This is a genomic window from Pseudomonas sp. NPDC087804, from assembly GCF_044742965.1.
Taxonomy (GTDB): domain Bacteria; phylum Pseudomonadota; class Gammaproteobacteria; order Pseudomonadales; family Pseudomonadaceae; genus Aquipseudomonas; species Aquipseudomonas rustica.
Map to the genome: position 1 here is coordinate 221,287 of NZ_JBIUVN010000001.1, position 16,578 is coordinate 237,864.

A 16,578-nucleotide genomic window follows, 5' to 3' on the forward strand; every position below is an offset into this window, starting at 1 on the left:
CGAAGAAATGAATCTGAAATGCAAAACCCCTGTAGGAGTGAGCCTGCTCGCGATAGCGGTGTATCAGCCAACATCATTGTTGAATGTCACACCGCTATCGCGAGCAGGCTCACTCCTACATTTGGATTTGTGTTCGTCGTGGGTTATTCGGTGAAGGGGATGCTTTCGACGACTTCCAGGTCATACCCGGTCAGGCCGGCGTATTTCAGAGGAGGGCCTAGGTGACGCAGCTTACCCACCCCAAGATTCTGCAAAATCTGCGCCCCAGTCCCCACCTCGGAATAAATCCGCGATTGCGAACGACTGAACTGCCTTGGCGGCTGGGTCAATTGCGGCACGCGCTCCAGCAGCGCCTGCGACGACTCGTGATTGGCCAACACCACCACAACCCCATGCCCCTCAGCCGCGACCCGTTGCAACGCCGCCCACAACGTCCAGTTCGCCGGCCCGCTGTATTCCGCGCCAACCAGATCCCGCAGCGGATCAATCACATGCACGCGCACCAGCGTCGGCTCTTCGCGGCGCAGATCGCCCATGACCATCGCCATGTGCACGCCGCCCTCGATGCGATCCTCAAAGGTGATCAAACGGAACGTGCCATGCACCGTCGGCAGCTCGCGTTCACCAATCCGTTCGATGGTGTGTTCGGTGCTCAGGCGATAGTGGATCAGGTCGGCGATGGTGCCGATCTTGATCCCGTGCTTGCGCGCAAACACCTCCAGATCCGGGCGGCGGGCCATGGTGCCGTCGTCGTTCATCACCTCGACGATCACCGAGGCCGGGGTGAAACCGGCCAATCGAGCCAGATCACAACCCGCTTCGGTATGCCCGGCGCGGGTCAGCACGCCACCTTCCTTGGCGCGCAGCGGGAAGATATGACCGGGCTGCACCAGGTCTTCGGCGCGGGCATTCGGCGCGACAGCGGCGGCAACCGTGCAGGCGCGATCCGCCGCCGAGATACCGGTGGTCACGCCAACTGCCGCTTCAATCGACACGGTAAACGCGGTGCTGAACACGCTGCCGTTGGCCGGCACCATTTGCTCAAGACCCAGACGCTGGCAGTGGTCGTCGGTCAGCGTCAGGCAAATCAGCCCGCGTGCTTCACGGGCCATAAAGCTGATCGCTTCTGGCGTGCAACGGTCGGCGGCCAGTAACAGGTCGCCTTCGTTTTCGCGGTCTTCGTCATCGACCAGCAAAACCATTTTGCCGAGACGATAATCTTCGATGATTTCTTCGATGCTGTTGAAGGCCATGCTGGACTCTCAGGGTTCGTTGGAAATATATTGGTATACCATAATACAAAATCAGCAAAGAGGTCACTATGAAGGCGTACTGGATTGCTCATGTGGACATCGCCGATGCCGATCACTACAGCCAATACACCCAGCGCGCCCCGGCGGCTTTCGCAGCGTTCGGCGCGAAATTTCTGGCGAGGGGCGGGCGCAGCGAAGCGATGGAAGGGCGCAAGACGCCACAGCGCAGCGTGGTGATTGAATTTGAAAGCTACGAAAAAGCCGTGGCGTGCTACCACTCGGCGGCGTATCAGGAGGCGAAGAGTTATCGCGAAGAATGGGCGAAGGCGGAGATCATCATCGTCGAAGGCATAGCCCCAATTTAAGACTCACCGTGAAGCCCCTGTAGGAGCTGCCGAAGGCTGCGATCTTTTGATTGATCGTTCCCACGCTCCGCGTGGGAATGCAGCCCGGGACGCTCCGCGTCCCTTTTAGAGCCGAACGCGGAGCGTCCGAGGAGGCGTTCCCACGCGGAGCATGGGAACGATCAATGTGATCAGCGGATAAAGTGGATCTTGCCGCTATCATCATTGCCCATGTAAATCCCATAAACCCCAGCCAGGCGCTCTTCGATATAGCGCTCAAGAATCTGTCGGATCGCCGGGTAATAGATCTGCTCCCACGGAATGTCTTCCGGCGCGAAGAACTTGTAATCCATGGTCTCCGATCCGTACTGCCCGGTAATCTCCAGCGCGATCGCGCGGAAGATGATGTACACCTCGCTAATCTTCGGCACGCTGAAAATCGAGTACGGCGAAACGATTTCCGCGCGCACGCCGCTTTCTTCCCAGACTTCGCGAATGGCCGCTTGCTCAGTGGTCTCGCCGCTTTCCATGAAACCGGCGGGCAGCGTCCAGGTGCCCGGGCGCGGCGGGATCGCCCGTTGGCACAGCAGATATTTGCCGTCCTGCTCGATGATGCAGCCGGCAATGATCTTCGGATTGACGTAGTGGATGTAGCCGCAGCCGCGACACATCAGGCGCTCGTGCGTATCGCCCGCCGGTATCTGCTGACCGAGGTCAGGGCCACCGCATTTCGGGCAATAGCTCGGGCTGAACATATCAGTGACCTATACGGGGTTCTTTCAGCGCGATAGGCAGGGTCATCGCCGGCGTGCCTTTAACGACAGAACCGGTCTCTTCCTGCTTGCGCTTGAGATAGTCGAGCGCTACCGCAGCGGCAGCGCGAACGTGATCAACACAGGCCTGATGCGCCACCAGCGGATCGCCGCTCTTGATCGCCTCGACCATTTTTTCCATTTCCTGATTACTCGCGCCGCGACGGTTTTCCTGCGACACCGAAGTCGCACGCAGGTAGCTGATGCGAGCCTGCAACTGACGCAACTGAGTCGCCGCAACATGGTTGCCCGAGCCTTCGAGCAGCACGTCGTAGAAACCTTGCACCGAGTCAATCACCTGTTGCAGTTCGCCGTCCTTGAGCGCCTTGCGGTTCTCGTCGAGGGCTTTTTCCAGGGCTTTGATGTCCTTGGCTTTGGCGCGCAGGGTGAACAGCTGCACGATCAAACCTTCGAGTACGCAACGCAGTTCGTAGATGTCAACGGCATCGGCGAGGGTGATGATCGCCACGCGCGGGCCTTTGGCATCGGCGAACTCAACCAGACCTTCGGATTCCAGGTGACGCAAGGCCTCGCGCACGGAGGTGCGGCTGACGCCAAGGCGATCGCACAGATCGCGCTCGACCAGACGATCACCGGGCATGAGCTGGAAATTCATGATCGCGCTACGCAGTTTATCCAGCACGATTTCGCGCAGGGTAACGGGGTTGCGATTGACCTTGAAGCTGTCGTCGAGTGGCTGGCGTTTCATGGGATCCGCTCTTTCGGTTGGCTGTCCATGCCAGACGGGCATCTAAACAGCCGAGGGGTTAACTGGGGCTTCGGCGTCGGCTTCGGCGAAGGCTTCACGGGCCAGCCGGAAACTGTCCACGGCTGCCGGAACGCCGCAATAAATGCCGACCTGAAGCAGAATTTCGCGTATTTGCTCACGACTCAGGCCGTTACGCAAGGCGCCACGCACATGCAGCTTGAGTTCGTGCGGACGGTTGAGCGCCGAGATCATCGCCAGGTTGATCATGCTGCGCTCCTTGAGCGACAAACCTTCACGACCCCAGACATGGCCCCAGCAGTATTCGGTGACCATTTCCTGCAGCGGGCGGGTGAAGTCGTCGGCGTTCTCGATTGAGCGCTGCACATAGGCTTCGCCGAGCACCTGAGTGCGGATCTTCAGGCCCTTTTCGTACTTCTCGTTACTCATCATTCCTCCCATCACCCAATTCCCCTGTAGGAGCTGCCGAAGGCTGCGATCTTTTGATCTTGCTCTTGAAAATCAAAGTCAAAAGATCGCAGCCTTCGGCAGCTCCTACTGGGATTTGTGTGAATCCGTCAGGCCAGTGTCGGCAACGGGCCGAGCTTGCCTTTGTGGTAGATCATCGGTGTCACCGGTTGCGCGGGCAGGATCAGATTCTTCACTGCGCCAACGATGATCGCGTGATCGCCGCCGTCATATTCACGCCACAACTCGCACTCGATGATCGCGGTGGCTTTGGCGAGAATCGGGTTACCGAGTTCGCTCAAATGCCACTCGATACCGGCGGCTTTGTCCTTGCCTTTACCGGCAAAGGCATAGGCCTCAGCCGTCTGGTCAGCCGACAGCAAGTGAATCGCAAACTTCTTGCTGTCACGCAGAATCGGATAAGTGTCGGAGGCGTAGTTAGGGCAGAACAGCACCAGCGCCGGGTCAATCGACAGCGCGCTAAAAGCGCTGGCGGTGATGCCGACAATGCCGCCCTCCGGGTCAACAGTGGTAACCACCGTGACGCCGGACGGGAAGGAGCTCATGACGTCTTTGTAAATGCCGGGTTCGATCATTTCGCAGGACTCCTAGCGCATCACAAACGGATCAGGCATTGGCGCCTGAGACAAGTTGATCCACACCGTTTTCAGTTCGGTGTAGGCCAGCACCGAATCGATGCCGCTTTCGCGTCCATAGCCACTGTTCTTGAAGCCGCCGATCGGCGCCATCGCCGACACCGCGCGGTAAGTGTTGACCCAGATAATCCCCGAGCGCACATCGCGAGCGAGGCGATGTGCTCGGCCCAAGTCACGCGTCCAGATGCCCGCCGCGAGGCCGAACTGCGAGTCGTTGGCGATTGCCAGCGCTTCCGCTTCATCTTTAAAGCGAATGACCGAAGCCACCGGACCAAAGACTTCTTCCTGCATGATCTTCATCGAATTGCGGTCGCATTCGAACAGCGTTGGCTCATAGAACCAGCCTTCGCCGAGATCGGTCGGCCGCTTGCCGCCGGTACGCAAACGCGCGCCTTCTGCGATGGCATCAGCGACCAGACCTTCGACCACCGCTAGTTGCTGCGCGGTCGCCATCGGCCCCATTTCGCTGGCGTCTTCCTGCGGGTTGCCGATGCGAATGCGCTGGGCGCGTTCGACCAGGCGATTGACGAATTCGTCGTAGATTTCGTCCTGCACCAAAAGGCGTGAGCCAGACACGCAACTCTGCCCGGACGCCGCATAAATCCCGGCAATCGCGCCGTTGATCGCGCTGTCGAGATCGGCGTCGGCGAAGATGATGTTCGGCGACTTGCCGCCCAGTTCCAGCGACAGCTTGGCGAAGTTCTCGGCGCTGCTGCGCACCACATGCCGTGCCGTCGCCGCGCCGCCGGTGAAGGCGATTTTGCGGATCAGCGGATGGCGGGTGAGGGCGGCGCCGGTGCTTGGGCCGTAACCGGTGACGACGTTGACCACGCCCGGCGGAATTCCGGCTTCGAGGGCCAGACGCGCCAGCTCGAGAATCGTTGCGGAGGCGTGCTCGGACGGTTTGATCACAATCGTGTTGCCAGCGGCGAGGGCCGGGGCGAGTTTGATCGCGGTCAGATACAGCGGGCTGTTCCACGGAATGATCGCCGCGACCACACCCATCGCTTCGTGCACGGTGTAGGCGAACAGATCGGGCTTATCCAGCGGCAGCGTGCCGCCTTCGAGCTTGTCGGCAAGACCGGCGGTGTAGTGGAAAAATTCGGGCAGATAGCTGACCTGGCCACGGGTTTCGCGGATCAGTTTGCCGTTGTCGCGGCTTTCCAGCTGCGCCAGTTGTTCTTTATTTTCGGCGATCAAGTCACCGAGACGGCGTAGCAGTTTGCCCCGTGCGGTGGCGGTCAGGCCGCGCCATGCCGGGCTGTCGAAAGCAGTTTGTGCCGCTTGCACGGCGCGTTCGACGTCCGCTTCATCAGCGTCAGGCAATTCTGCCCAGGCTTGCGCGGAGGCCGGGTTGAGGCTTTCGAAAGTCTTGCCGGAGAGGGCGTCGACCCATTCTCCGCCGATGCACATCTGGAAGCGTGCGAGTGTCATGCAACGATCCCCTGTATAGGGTTTTGTCGGGAGTGTGCGAATTCGAGAAATTCCAGCAGCGTCTGATTGACCAGACGCGGCGACTCTACGGGCATCATATGCCGTTGCTCGGCCAGCACGGCAACCTTCGCACCGGGGATGCGTCGTGCCAGTTGCTCGGCCATTTCCGGGGTCGAACCCGGGTCGAGTTCGCCGGTGGCGATTAGCGTCGGCGCTTGAATACTGCCCAAGTCGTCAACGCGGTACATGTCTTGGGTGGCGAACAATTCATAAGTGGTCAGATAGCCTTGCGGATCATTACCGGCGAGGGTCTGACGGATCGCCGCGATCTGCGCCGGGTTGGCCGCCTGATACTCGCGGCTGAACCAGCGCGACAGCGCCGCTTCGGCATTCGCGTCCGGGCCGTGCTCGGCTGCTTGCGCGGTGCGAGCGATGACGCCGGCACGCTGTTCTTCGCTGCGGTTGAACACGCTGTTCAACACCACCAGGCTTTGCAGGCGCTCCGGGTAATGCAGGGCAAAGGCCCGCGCGACCAGACCGCCCATGGAGAAGCCGATCACCGCTGCCTGCGGCAGATTGAGGTGATCGAGCAGCTCCAGCAACTGGTCGGCGTAACCGAGCAGGTCGGTGCCGCTGGCTGGTCGCGGGCTGGCGCCATGACCAAGCATGTCGTAGGCGATCACCCGGTATTGGCTGGACAGGCCGACAATCTGGCCGCCCCACATTTCTTTGTTCAGGCCCACGCCGTGGATCAAAACCACGGGCTGGCCTTGGCCGGTCGCCAGGTAACTGGTGCCAGCCGGGGTGAGTTCAGCGGTGAGCCGAATCATGGAGCGCTCCTGCAATGCCTTTTTATTGTGATTACTGGGCTTTTTCGGCGGCCAGTTCTTCCAGATCGATGTAGCGGTTACCGATGCGCGGGTGCAGGCGACCACCGTCGGCGCAACCCAGCACGACAACGATTTCATCAGCACGCGGCGCGTCTTCGATCTGCATTTCCAGGGTGATGTAGTGCGAACGCTGACCTTCGTCGTCCTTGTGCATCATCGGGATCTGAATCGAAGTGCCCGGGCCGCCGCGCTTATTGGTGAAGCTCAGGTAGCTTTTGGCGTTGACGGCTTCGCGGTAGTGGTTGCCGAAGCGCAGGGTGTGGATTACGGCGGAGGCGTGTTCGATCTCGCCATCAGCACCGACCACGGCGGCTTTGCCGTAGGCCTCGATTTTTTCCGCACCGCCGATGATGCCGACCAGACGCTCGACCATCAGCGCACCGAGGTCGGAGCAGTTGGCGCGGATCTGCGGTTTGAGGTCTTCGACGAAACCGTTGCCCACCCAAGGGTTTTTCATCACCACGGCGAGGCCGACCATGGTCACTGGCTTGTCAGTGGCTTTGCCGCCTTCGATGAAGGTTTCTTCGACATAGCTGACGATCTTGCGAATTTCGAAACTCATGAGCTGCTCCGTAGGGGGGATTGAGAGTGTCTGTGCGTCTGATGGTATACCATAATACCGATCGTGCAAGTCCCCCTCATAAGATTCCCTTCATCCATCCGACGAATCCTCCGTCATAACAACGCGAAATCCCTGTAGGAGCTGCGGCACGCTGCGATCTTTTGACTTTTAAAGGTCAGGATCAAAAGATCGCAGCCTCGTTTCACTCGTCAGCTCCTACAGGGGGATGCGTTCAGCCCGCGCGGTTAACAAAAGATAACGTGGCGCCGATTGTCAGACGTTTCTAAAGCCCGATAGGATGAGCCAGCTTCCGAAGTGGCTCTGGATTGCGGGTTTCAGGACTATGCTTCTGATCTGCCATCAACGGAGCACACTTGCGGCGCCCTTGAAGGCCAAATGGCCTAACAATAATAAATAGGGGAAGGTCTATGAGTCGTTGCCGCCCGCCGGCGTTACGCAACACCGCGTTGCTGGCCACAGCACTCTCTCTGCTGGGCTTTGCCACGTTGTCGGCACCCGTGATTGCCGCTGAGGCCCCGGCCGACGTGGTCTATGCCACCGAATCCAGCAAAGCCGCGAAAAGCCTGATTCTTGATGTCGTCCACGCCGGTGCGCGTCTGGTCGCGGTCGGGGATCGCGGGCACATCGTCTATTCCGATGACCAGGGCAAAACCTGGAAGCAGGCCAAAGTGCCGAGCCGGCAACTGCTGACTTCCGTGTATTTTGCCGATGACAAACACGGCTGGGCAGTCGGCCACGACGCGCAAATCCTCGCCAGCGAAGACGGCGGTCTGACCTGGACCAAGCAATTCGAAGACCTCAAACGTGAATCGCCGCTGCTCGACGTCTGGTTCAAGGACGTCAACAGCGGCTTTGCCGTGGGCGCTTACGGCTCGCTGATGGAAACCACCGACGGTGGCAAACACTGGGAAGACGTCAGCGACCGCCTCGACAACGAAGACCAGTTCCACCTCAACGCCATCGCGGCGGTGAAAGACGCCGGCCTGTTCATTGTCGGCGAGTCGGGCAGCATGTTCCGCTCCGCCGACTGGGGCCAGACCTGGGAAAAACTCGAAGGCCCGTACGAAGGCTCGCTGTTCGGCGTGATCGGCACGGCCCAGGCGCAAACCCTGCTGGCCTACGGCTTGCGCGGCAACCTCTACCGCTCCAGCGATTTCGGCAGCACCTGGGAACAGGTCGAACTGAAGGCCGCGCGCGGTGCGCTGGAGTTCGGTCTGTCCGGCGCGACCTTGCTGCCGGATGGCTCGATCGTCATCGTCGGTAACGGCGGCTCGGTGGTCAGCAGCAGCGACAACGGCGAAACGTTCAGCGTGTTCAACCGTCCGGATCGCATCTCGCTGTCTTCCGTCACCGCGGCCGGCGACGGCAACCTGATTCTGACCGGGCAGGGTGGCGTTCACACCACTCAGCCAAACGGCGCCGAAGTTAATAATAAGAAGGCGGGGCTATGACTTCCTTGATCACTCCTCAGCAGGAAAAGGCGACGTTCCTTGAGCGCCTGATCTTCAACAACCGCCCGGCAGTGATTCTGATCTGTCTGGTGGTGAGCATTTTCCTGTTCTGGCAGGCGACGCTGATCCGCCCGTCGACCAGTTTCGAAAAAATGATCCCGCTCAAGCATCCGTTCATCGAGAAGATGATGGAGCACCGCAACGACCTGGCGAACCTCGGCAACACCGTGCGCATTTCGGTCGAAGCCACTGACGGCGACATCTTCTCCAAGGAATACATGGAGACCCTGCGCCAGATCAACGACGAGGTGTTCTACATTTCCGGCGTTGACCGTTCCGGTCTGAAGTCGCTGTGGAGCCCGAGCGTACGCTGGACCGAAGTGACCGAGGAAGGTTTTGCCGGCGGTGAAGTGATCCCGCAGAGCTACAACGGCTCGCAGGACAGCCTCGATCTGCTGCGCAACAACGTGCTCAAGTCCGGCCAGGTTGGGCGTCTGGTGTCCAACGACTTCAAGTCGAGCATCGTTGATATCCCGCTGCTCGAGTCGTACCCGGATCCGCAGGATCAGGGCAAGCTGCTCGCGCTGGACTACCGCCAGTTCTCCCATGAACTGGAAGACAAGATCCGCACCAAATTCGAAGCACAGAACCCCAACATCAAGATCCACATCGTCGGTTTCGCCAAGAAGGTTGGTGACCTGATCGACGGTCTGGTGATGGTGGTGCTGTTTTTCGGCATCGCGTTTGTCATCACCCTGATCCTGCTGCTGTGGTTCACCAACTGCGTGCGCAGCACCATCGCGGTACTGAGTACGACGCTGGTGGCGGTGGTCTGGCAGCTTGGTTTGATGCACTTCTTTGGCTTCGGACTCGATCCGTATTCGATGCTGGTGCCGTTCCTGATCTTCGCCATCGGTATCTCCCACGGCGTACAGAAGATCAACGGTATCGCCCTGCAATCCAGTGAGGCCGATAACGCCCTGACCGCAGCGCGGCGCACCTTCCGGCAACTGTTCCTGCCGGGAATGATCGCGATTCTCGCGGATGCGGTGGGCTTCATCACGCTGCTGATTATCGATATCGGCGTGATCCGTGAACTGGCGATCGGCGCGTCCATCGGCGTCGCGGTAATCGTGTTCACCAACCTGATCCTGCTGCCGGTGGCCATTTCCTATGTCGGCATCAGCAAGCGCGCAATTGCCAAAAGCAAGAAAGATGCAAACCGCGAACACCCGTTCTGGCGCCTGCTGTCGAACTTCGCCAACCCGAAAGTCGCACGCATCTCGGTGGTGCTGGCGCTGATCGCCTTCGGTGGCGGCCTCTGGTACAGCCAGAATCTGAAAATCGGTGACCTCGACCAAGGCGCACCGGAACTGCGTCCGGACTCGCGCTACAACAAGGACAACAATTTCATCATCAACAACTACTCGACCAGTTCCGACGTGCTGGTGGTGATGGTCAAGACCAAGGCTGAAGGCTGCTCACGCTACGAAGCCATGGCGCCGATCGACGAGCTGATGTGGAAGATGCAGAACACCGAGGGCGTGCAGTCGGCGATCTCCCTGGTGACCGTGTCCAAGCAGATGATCAAGGGCATGAACGAGGGCAACCTGAAATGGGAAACCCTGTCGCGTAACCCCGACGTGCTGAACAACTCGATTGCCCGCGCAGACGGCCTGTACAACAACAGCTGCTCGCTGGCGCCGGTACTGATCTTCCTCAACGATCACAAGGCTGAAACTCTGGATCGTGCCGTTCACGCGGTGCAGGAATTCGCCAAGGACAACAACAAGGACGGTCTGGAATTCATCCTCGCGGCCGGTAATGCCGGGATCGAAGCGGCCACCAACGAAGTCATCAAACAGGCTGAACTGACCATCCTGATTCTGGTGTACATCTGCGTGGCGGTGATGTGCATGATCACCTTCCGTTCGTGGGCCGCGACCTTGTGCATCGTGCTGCCGCTGGTGCTGACCTCGGTACTCGGCAACGCGCTGATGGCGTTCATGGGCATCGGCGTGAAAGTCGCGACGCTGCCGGTGGTGGCGCTGGGCGTGGGGATTGGCGTCGACTACGGCATCTACATCTACAGCCGACTGGAGAGTTTCCTGCGTGCGGGGCTGCCGTTGCAGGAAGCCTATTACCAGACGCTGAAATCTACCGGTAAAGCGGTGCTGTTCACCGGTTTGTGCCTGGCGATTGGTGTGTGCACCTGGATCTTCTCGGCGATCAAGTTCCAGGCCGACATGGGCCTGATGCTGACCTTCATGCTGCTGTGGAACATGTTCGGTGCGCTGTGGCTGCTGCCGGCACTGGCGAAGTTCCTGATCAAGCCGGAGAAACTGGCGGGGCAGAAGGGTAACTCGCTGTTTGCGCATTGATCTGAAGGGCTGAAACGACAAAGCCGCAACCTTAGGGTTGCGGCTTTTTTTGTGGCTCAAGATCAAGAGCCCCTCACCCTAACCCTCTCCCCGAGGGAGAGGGGACTGACCGAGGGGTGCGGCTTGATCCATCGACCTGAAATACCGAGTCGATTATGGATTCACAGCAAATCGTTCAAGTCGGCGTAAATCTCGAACATCCCCCAATCGGTTCCCTCTACCTCTGGGAGAGGGCTAGGGTGAGGGCAGAGGATCTCAAGCGTTAAGTGAGTTCAGCGCCAAGCACAACACTCAAAGCACTACGCGCATCATCCAGCTGCACCAACGTCGCATGCCGAGCCCCCAGCGCATCGCGGTTCTCGATCGCCGTCAAAATCGCCTTATGCCGCGGCAACGCCAATTCATGCAGATTCGGCCGCTGATTCGAATGCTTCAACGCCTCGGCAATCGCCACCGACAACATGTTGCACAGATTCGCCAGCAAATCATTGTGCGTCGCATCGGCAATCCGGCTATGGAAATCCAGATCCGGCTGCAACAGCGCTTCCGGCGTCGGCGCCGCTTCCATGCGCTGATACGCTTCACCAATCGAAGCAATATCCGCCTCGGTCGCATGCTGAGCGGCGAGGGCGGCTGCCGCCGGCTCAATAATGCTGCGCACACTGGTCAGCACATTGAAGAATTCATTTTGCGGGCTGCTTTGCATCAGCCAGTGCAGCACGTCCGGGTCGAGCATGTGCCACTCGCGGCGTGCCTTGACCACCGTGCCCACACGCGGCCTGGAATACACCAGACCCTTGGCCACCAGCACTCGCGTGGCTTCACGCAACACCGGACGGCTGACCGCGTACTCTTCGCAGAGCAAGGCTTCGGCGGGCAGTTTGTCGTCGGGCTTGAAGCGTCCGGAGACGATCTGCATGCCCAGTTCCTGGACGATGCGCGAGTGCATGCTTTTGCGGTCGGAGGGTTTGCGGTAATCCATGGGGAACGGCGCGATCCTGAGCGATGGAGATGCCGCGCATCATAGCAGGCACGGCACAATCTTGAGGGAGTACACAAAACCAGATGTAGGAGTGAGCCTGCTCGCGATAGCGGTGTGTCAGCTGAACAATTGCTGACTGACACACCGCAATCGCGAGCAGGCTCACTCCTACAGGGGGATGCATTCCAATGTAGGAGCTGCCGCAGGCTGCGATCTTTTGCTCTTAGTGGGAATGACGAGGCACTTCAGCCCCACGGCAACCCACCAAAAAGTCAAAGTCACAACCCTGATCCGCCTGCAGCACATGGTCGATGTACAGCTGACGATAACCGCCCACCAACAATTGCTGCGGTGGCTGCAGATCCGCCATGCGCGCTGCCAGTTCGGCATCCGCAATATCCAGGTGCAAACGCCCGGTGGCGCAATCCAGCTCGATCCAATCGCCTTCCTTCACCGTCGCCAAAGGCCCGCCAGCCGCCGCTTCCGGCGCCACGTGCAAAACCACCGTGCCGTACGCCGTGCCGCTCATCCGTGCATCGGAAATGCGCACCATGTCGGTCACACCCTGCGCCAACAGCTTGGCCGGCAAGCCCATGTTGCCGACTTCAGCCATGCCCGGATAACCCTTCGGCCCGCAGTTTTTCATCACCAGAATCGAATCTTTATCGACATCCAACTCCGGATCGTTGATCCGCGCCTTGTACATATCAAAGTTCTCGAACACCACCGCACGGCCGCGATGCTGCATCAATTCGGGCGTCGCGGCGGACGGCTTGAGCACTGCACCGAGTGGCGCCAGATTGCCGCGCAACACACAAATGCCGCCGTCGGCGCGAATCGGGTTGTCGAGCGTGCGGATCACTTCGTCTTCGCCATAGATCGGCGCGTCCTTGGTGTTCTCGCCAATGGATTTGCCGTTGACGGTCAACGCATTCGGATGAGGAATCAGATTGGCTTCTCCAAGGCGACGCAACACCGCCGGCAAACCACCGGCGTAATAGAACTCTTCCATCAGGAAACGCCCGGACGGTTGCAGGTCAACGATGGTCGGCATGCCGCGACCCATGCGCGTCCAGTCATCCAGATCCAGCTCGACGCCGATGCGCCCGGCGATGGCTTTCAAGTGAATCACCGCGTTGGTCGAACCGCCGATGGCCGCGTTCACCCGGATAGCGTTTTCAAAGGCTTCTTTGGTCAGAATTTTCGACAGTTTCAAATCTTCGCGAACCATCTCCACCGCGCGCATGCCGGACATGTGCGCCAACACATAACGTCGCGCATCCACCGCCGGAATCGCCGCGTTGTGCGGCAGCGAAGTGCCGAGTGCTTCAGCCATGCAGGCCATGGTCGACGCGGTGCCCATGGTGTTGCAGGTGCCCGCCGAACGCGACATGCCGCCCTCGGCCGCAAGGAAATCGTCGATGGTGATGGTGCCAGCCTTGACCTGTTCGCTGAGCTGCCAGACCACCGTGCCGGAACCGATGTCCTTGCCCTTGTGCTTGCCGTTCAACATCGGCCCGCCGGTGACGACGATGGCTGGCACGTCGCAACTGGCGGCGCCCATCAACAGCGCCGGGGTGGTTTTGTCGCATCCGGTCAGCAGCACCACGCCGTCAATCGGGTTGCCGCGAATCGCTTCTTCAACGTCCATGCTCGCCAGGTTGCGGGTGAGCATGGCGGTGGGGCGCAGGTTCGATTCGCCGTTGGAGAACACCGGGAATTCCACTGGAAAACCACCGGCCTCGATCACTCCGCGTTTGACGTGCTCCGCGATCTGGCGGAAGTGCGCGTTGCACGGGGTCAGTTCCGACCAGGTGTTGCAGATGCCGATGATCGGCTTGCCGTGGAACTGGTGGTCGGCGATGCCCTGATTCTTCATCCAGCTGCGGTACATGAAGCCGTTCTTGTCGGCCGTGCCAAACCATTGGGCGGAGCGCAGGGTGGGTTTCTTATCAGACATGATCGATTCTCTTATTGTATGACTATAGTGTTCCCGCTACGGCCTAATCTAAGCGCAAAATCCTAGGTTTGGAAGTGTTGTTGGTGAATTAGTATTACTATATAGTCGTTTTCGACGGAGGGATGGCCCTGGCGGTTTTCCGCGAGAGGCGTCCCCCGAGGTTCTATAAAAACAACAATCGGAGACCGATCTCATGAGCCAGGAACTGCGGCTAATCCGGCGCATAACGCTGAAACTGATTCCCTTCCTGATCCTGCTGTACCTGATCGCCTATGTGGATCGCTCCGCCGTCGGCTTCGCCAAGCTGCACATGGGCGCCGACATTGGCATCGGCGATGCGGCTTACGGCCTCGGCGCCGGGCTGTTCTTCATTGGCTACTTCCTTCTCGAAATCCCCAGCAACCTGATGCTTGAACGCTTCGGCGCACGCCGCTGGTTCGCGCGAATCATGATCACCTGGGGCGCCATCACCATCGGCATGGCCTTCGTCCAGGGCCCACACAGTTTCTACGTGATGCGCTTTCTGCTCGGCGCGGCCGAGGCGGGCTTCTTCCCGGGTGTTCTCTACTACATCACCCAATGGTTCCCGGTGCGCCATCGCGGCAAGATCCTCGGGCTGTTCATCCTTTCGCAACCGATCGCAATGATGATCACCGGCCCGGTGTCCGGCGGTTTGCTCGGCATGGACGGTGTGCTGGGTCTGCACGGCTGGCAGTGGCTGTTCATCGTCATCGGCACGCCGGCGATCTTGCTGACCTGGCCGGTGTTGCGCTGGTTGCCGGACGGCCCGCAACAAGTGAAGTGGATGGATCAGGCGGAAAAAGACTGGCTGACCGGTGAACTGAAAAAGGATCTGCAGGCATACGGCCAGACCCGCCACGGCAATCCGCTGCATGCACTGAAAGACAAACGCGTGTTGCTGCTGGCGCTGTTTTACCTGCCGGTAACGCTGAGCATTTATGGCTTGGGTCTGTGGTTGCCGACGTTGATCAAACAGTTTGGCGGCAGCGATCTGGTGACTGGGTTTGTGTCGTCGGTGCCGTACATCTTCGGGATCATCGGCTTGCTGATCGTGCCGCGCAGTTCTGACCGTTTGAATGATCGCTACGGGCATCTCGCCGTGCTTTATGTGCTGGGTGCGATTGGCCTGTTCCTCAGCGCGTGGCTGACCTTGCCGGTGGCGCAACTGGCGGCGCTGTGTCTGGTGGCGTTTGCGCTGTTTTCCTGCACGGCGGTGTTCTGGACATTGCCGGGGCGATTCTTTGCCGGCGCGAGTGCGGCGGCGGGGATTGCGTTGATCAATTCGGTGGGGAATCTCGGCGGGTACATCGGGCCGTTTGTGATTGGGGCGTTGAAGGAATACACCGGCAACCTCGGTTCCGGCCTGTATTTCCTCTCGGGGGTGATGGTGTTTGGCTTGATCCTGACGGGCGTTGTCTATCGCGTACTGGAACGCAAACACGTCCTGCCGGTTGACCAGTTCGCCGCCAGCGCACGGGGCGCTACCCGCACCTGACTGACCAACACCGGTCCCCTGTAGGAGTGAGCCTGCTCGCGATAGCGGTCTATCAGTTGACAACTTTTTGGCTGACACACCGCTATCGCGAGCAGGCTCACTCCTACAAGGATCTGCGGTGTTTCGAATAACACAGGAGAAAATCATGCATCTGGTTCAATTCGAATTAAGCAACCGCGAACGCCGTGTCGGCGTGGTCGACAACGGTGTGGTGCGCGAAGTACAGGACGCCCGCAGCGTGCGCGATCTGGCGCTCGCCGCCATCGAGGCCGGCAACACCCTCGAGCAGCAAGTGCAAACCCTCGGCCTCGGCATAAGCCACGACTACAGCGAACTGCTGTCGCAACTGCGCATCCTGCCGCCACTTGATCACCCGGATCCAGCGCACATGTTGATCAGCGGCACCGGCCTGACCCACCTCGGCAGCGCCTCGGCCCGCGACAAAATGCACCAGCAGGCCGGCGACGAAGCGACGATGACCGACACCATGCGCATCTTCAAATGGGGCGTGGAGGGTGGCAAACCGGCGGCGGGGCAGGCCGGTGTGCAACCGGAATGGTTCTACAAAGGCGACGGCAGCATCGTCGTGCGTCCGGGCCAACCGTTCCCGGTACCGCCATTTGCCGAAGACGCCGGCGAAGAACCTGAGATGGCCGGGCTGTACATCATCGGCAATGACGGCAAGCCTTATCGCCTCGGTTTTGCGGTCGGCAACGAGTTCTCCGACCACGTCATGGAACGCAAGAATTACCTGTATCTGGCGCACTCGAAACTGCGCAGTTGCAGCTATGGCCCGGAACTTCGTACCGGTGAATTGCCTCAACATCTGGCAGGCACCAGCCGCATCCTGCGCGACGGCGAAGTGCTCTGGCAGAACGAGTTTCTCAGCGGCGAGGCGAACATGTGCCACAGCCTCGCCAACCTCGAATACCACCACTTCAAGTACAGCCAGTTCCTGCGTCCCGGCGACGTGCACATTCATTTCTTCGGCACCGCGACCCTGTCGTTTGCCGATGGGGTTCGCACCCAACCGGGTGACGTCTTCGAAATCAGCCAAGCCGAATTCGGCGCACCGCTGGTCAACGGCATCGTCCCGGTACCAGCGGCGTTTGAACCGGACAGCATCGGCACCCTTTAAGGAG

15 protein-coding genes are annotated in these 16,578 nt (G+C 59.7%); 5 read left to right on the forward strand and 10 right to left on the reverse strand.

Annotation, left to right across the window (positions count from 1 at the left end):
• Nucleotides 1–143: 143 nt before the first annotated feature.
• Nucleotides 144–1,253, reverse strand: a complete 1,110-nt coding sequence (gene ribBA / locus ACIOMO_RS01070) for a bifunctional 3,4-dihydroxy-2-butanone-4-phosphate synthase/GTP cyclohydrolase II (protein ID WP_212546096.1) — start codon at nt 1,251–1,253, stop codon at nt 144–146.
• A gap of 68 nt (nt 1,254–1,321) precedes the next feature.
• Here ribBA and ACIOMO_RS01075 point away from each other — a divergent pair, with 68 nt between their 5' ends.
• Nucleotides 1,322–1,618, forward strand: coding sequence for a DUF1330 domain-containing protein (locus ACIOMO_RS01075; protein WP_053121186.1), 297 nt, complete (start codon nt 1,322–1,324; stop codon nt 1,616–1,618).
• Between the two features lie 170 nt (nt 1,619–1,788).
• Here ACIOMO_RS01075 and ACIOMO_RS01080 read toward each other — a convergent pair whose 3' ends face one another.
• From ACIOMO_RS01080 to ACIOMO_RS01110, 7 genes are all read right to left on the reverse strand, one after another.
• A complete protein-coding gene (locus ACIOMO_RS01080; RefSeq protein WP_053121184.1) occupies nt 1,789–2,352 on the reverse strand; it encodes an NUDIX hydrolase in 564 nt (187 codons plus the stop codon).
• Nucleotide 2,353: 1 nt separating this feature from the next.
• Nucleotides 2,354–3,118 carry a GntR family transcriptional regulator gene (locus ACIOMO_RS01085; protein ID WP_053121182.1) on the reverse strand — a complete coding sequence of 255 codons (765 nt, stop codon included), beginning with the start codon at nt 3,116–3,118 and terminating at the stop codon, nt 2,354–2,356.
• Between the two features lie 42 nt (nt 3,119–3,160).
• Nucleotides 3,161–3,565, reverse strand: a complete 405-nt coding sequence (locus ACIOMO_RS01090; protein ID WP_008088075.1) for a carboxymuconolactone decarboxylase family protein — start codon at nt 3,563–3,565, stop codon at nt 3,161–3,163.
• A gap of 128 nt (nt 3,566–3,693) precedes the next feature.
• On the reverse strand, nt 3,694–4,179 hold the full coding sequence (locus ACIOMO_RS01095; protein WP_053121178.1) for a flavin reductase family protein: 486 nt from the start codon (nt 4,177–4,179) through the stop codon (nt 3,694–3,696).
• A 12-nt stretch (nt 4,180–4,191) separates the two neighbouring features.
• A complete protein-coding gene (locus ACIOMO_RS01100; RefSeq protein ID WP_401237563.1) occupies nt 4,192–5,673 on the reverse strand; it encodes an aldehyde dehydrogenase in 1,482 nt (493 codons plus the stop codon).
• The gene (locus ACIOMO_RS01105; RefSeq protein ID WP_401237565.1) at nt 5,670–6,503 is read right to left on the reverse strand and encodes an alpha/beta fold hydrolase; all 834 of its coding nucleotides are present in this window, start codon (nt 6,501–6,503) and stop codon (nt 5,670–5,672) included. The genes ACIOMO_RS01100 and ACIOMO_RS01105 overlap by 4 nt, the downstream gene beginning before the upstream one ends.
• Before the next feature lie 31 nt (nt 6,504–6,534).
• Nucleotides 6,535–7,125: an amino acid synthesis family protein gene (locus ACIOMO_RS01110; RefSeq protein ID WP_007917992.1), complete on the reverse strand. Its 591-nt coding sequence runs from the start codon at nt 7,123–7,125 to the stop codon at nt 6,535–6,537.
• 428 nt (nt 7,126–7,553) lie between these two features.
• On the opposite strand from ACIOMO_RS01110, the gene ACIOMO_RS01115 reads away from it, so the two are divergent.
• The gene (locus ACIOMO_RS01115) at nt 7,554–8,597 is read left to right on the forward strand and encodes a YCF48-related protein (RefSeq protein WP_159815098.1); all 1,044 of its coding nucleotides are present in this window, start codon (nt 7,554–7,556) and stop codon (nt 8,595–8,597) included.
• Nucleotides 8,594–10,978 (forward strand): RND family transporter, encoded by a 2,385-nt coding sequence (locus tag ACIOMO_RS01120; protein WP_401237567.1) that lies wholly within the window; start codon nt 8,594–8,596, stop codon nt 10,976–10,978. Before ACIOMO_RS01115 ends, ACIOMO_RS01120 begins: the two co-directional genes overlap by 4 nt.
• Nucleotides 10,979–11,240: 262 nt before the next feature.
• Here ACIOMO_RS01120 and ACIOMO_RS01125 read toward each other — a convergent pair whose 3' ends face one another.
• A complete protein-coding gene (locus tag ACIOMO_RS01125; RefSeq protein WP_053121168.1) occupies nt 11,241–11,960 on the reverse strand; it encodes a FadR/GntR family transcriptional regulator in 720 nt (239 codons plus the stop codon).
• Nucleotides 11,961–12,183: 223 nt separating this feature from the next.
• On the reverse strand, nt 12,184–13,920 hold the full coding sequence (locus tag ACIOMO_RS01130; protein ID WP_401237569.1) for an IlvD/Edd family dehydratase: 1,737 nt from the start codon (nt 13,918–13,920) through the stop codon (nt 12,184–12,186).
• Between the two features lie 193 nt (nt 13,921–14,113).
• Here ACIOMO_RS01130 and ACIOMO_RS01135 point away from each other — a divergent pair, with 193 nt between their 5' ends.
• Both ACIOMO_RS01135 and araD1 read left to right on the forward strand, forming a co-directional pair.
• Nucleotides 14,114–15,436: an MFS transporter gene (locus tag ACIOMO_RS01135; protein ID WP_159815096.1), complete on the forward strand. Its 1,323-nt coding sequence runs from the start codon at nt 14,114–14,116 to the stop codon at nt 15,434–15,436.
• A 145-nt stretch (nt 15,437–15,581) separates the two neighbouring features.
• On the forward strand, nt 15,582–16,574 hold the full coding sequence (gene araD1, locus ACIOMO_RS01140) for an AraD1 family protein (protein WP_401237571.1): 993 nt from the start codon (nt 15,582–15,584) through the stop codon (nt 16,572–16,574).
• The last annotated feature ends 4 nt before the right edge of the window (nt 16,575–16,578 follow it).

Bases quoted from the DNA above. Each gene is read 5' to 3' on its own strand.
- ribBA (WP_212546096.1), bottom strand. From the start codon at position 1,253: ATGGCCTTCAACAGCATCGAAGAAATCATCGAAGATTATCGTCTCGGC.
- ACIOMO_RS01075 (WP_053121186.1), top strand. From the start codon at position 1,322: ATGAAGGCGTACTGGATTGCTCATGTGGACATCGCCGATGCCGATCAC.
- ACIOMO_RS01080 (WP_053121184.1), bottom strand. From the start codon at position 2,352: ATGTTCAGCCCGAGCTATTGCCCGAAATGCGGTGGCCCTGACCTCGGT.
- ACIOMO_RS01085 (WP_053121182.1), bottom strand. From the start codon at position 3,118: ATGAAACGCCAGCCACTCGACGACAGCTTCAAGGTCAATCGCAACCCC.
- ACIOMO_RS01090 (WP_008088075.1), bottom strand. From the start codon at position 3,565: ATGAGTAACGAGAAGTACGAAAAGGGCCTGAAGATCCGCACTCAGGTG.
- ACIOMO_RS01095 (WP_053121178.1), bottom strand. From the start codon at position 4,179: ATGATCGAACCCGGCATTTACAAAGACGTCATGAGCTCCTTCCCGTCC.
- ACIOMO_RS01100 (WP_401237563.1), bottom strand. From the start codon at position 5,673: ATGACACTCGCACGCTTCCAGATGTGCATCGGCGGAGAATGGGTCGAC.
- ACIOMO_RS01105 (WP_401237565.1), bottom strand. From the start codon at position 6,503: ATGATTCGGCTCACCGCTGAACTCACCCCGGCTGGCACCAGTTACCTG.
- ACIOMO_RS01110 (WP_007917992.1), bottom strand. From the start codon at position 7,125: ATGAGTTTCGAAATTCGCAAGATCGTCAGCTATGTCGAAGAAACCTTC.
- ACIOMO_RS01115 (WP_159815098.1), top strand. From the start codon at position 7,554: ATGAGTCGTTGCCGCCCGCCGGCGTTACGCAACACCGCGTTGCTGGCC.
- ACIOMO_RS01120 (WP_401237567.1), top strand. From the start codon at position 8,594: ATGACTTCCTTGATCACTCCTCAGCAGGAAAAGGCGACGTTCCTTGAG.
- ACIOMO_RS01125 (WP_053121168.1), bottom strand. From the start codon at position 11,960: ATGGATTACCGCAAACCCTCCGACCGCAAAAGCATGCACTCGCGCATC.
- ACIOMO_RS01130 (WP_401237569.1), bottom strand. From the start codon at position 13,920: ATGTCTGATAAGAAACCCACCCTGCGCTCCGCCCAATGGTTTGGCACG.
- ACIOMO_RS01135 (WP_159815096.1), top strand. From the start codon at position 14,114: ATGAGCCAGGAACTGCGGCTAATCCGGCGCATAACGCTGAAACTGATT.
- araD1 (WP_401237571.1), top strand. From the start codon at position 15,582: ATGCATCTGGTTCAATTCGAATTAAGCAACCGCGAACGCCGTGTCGGC.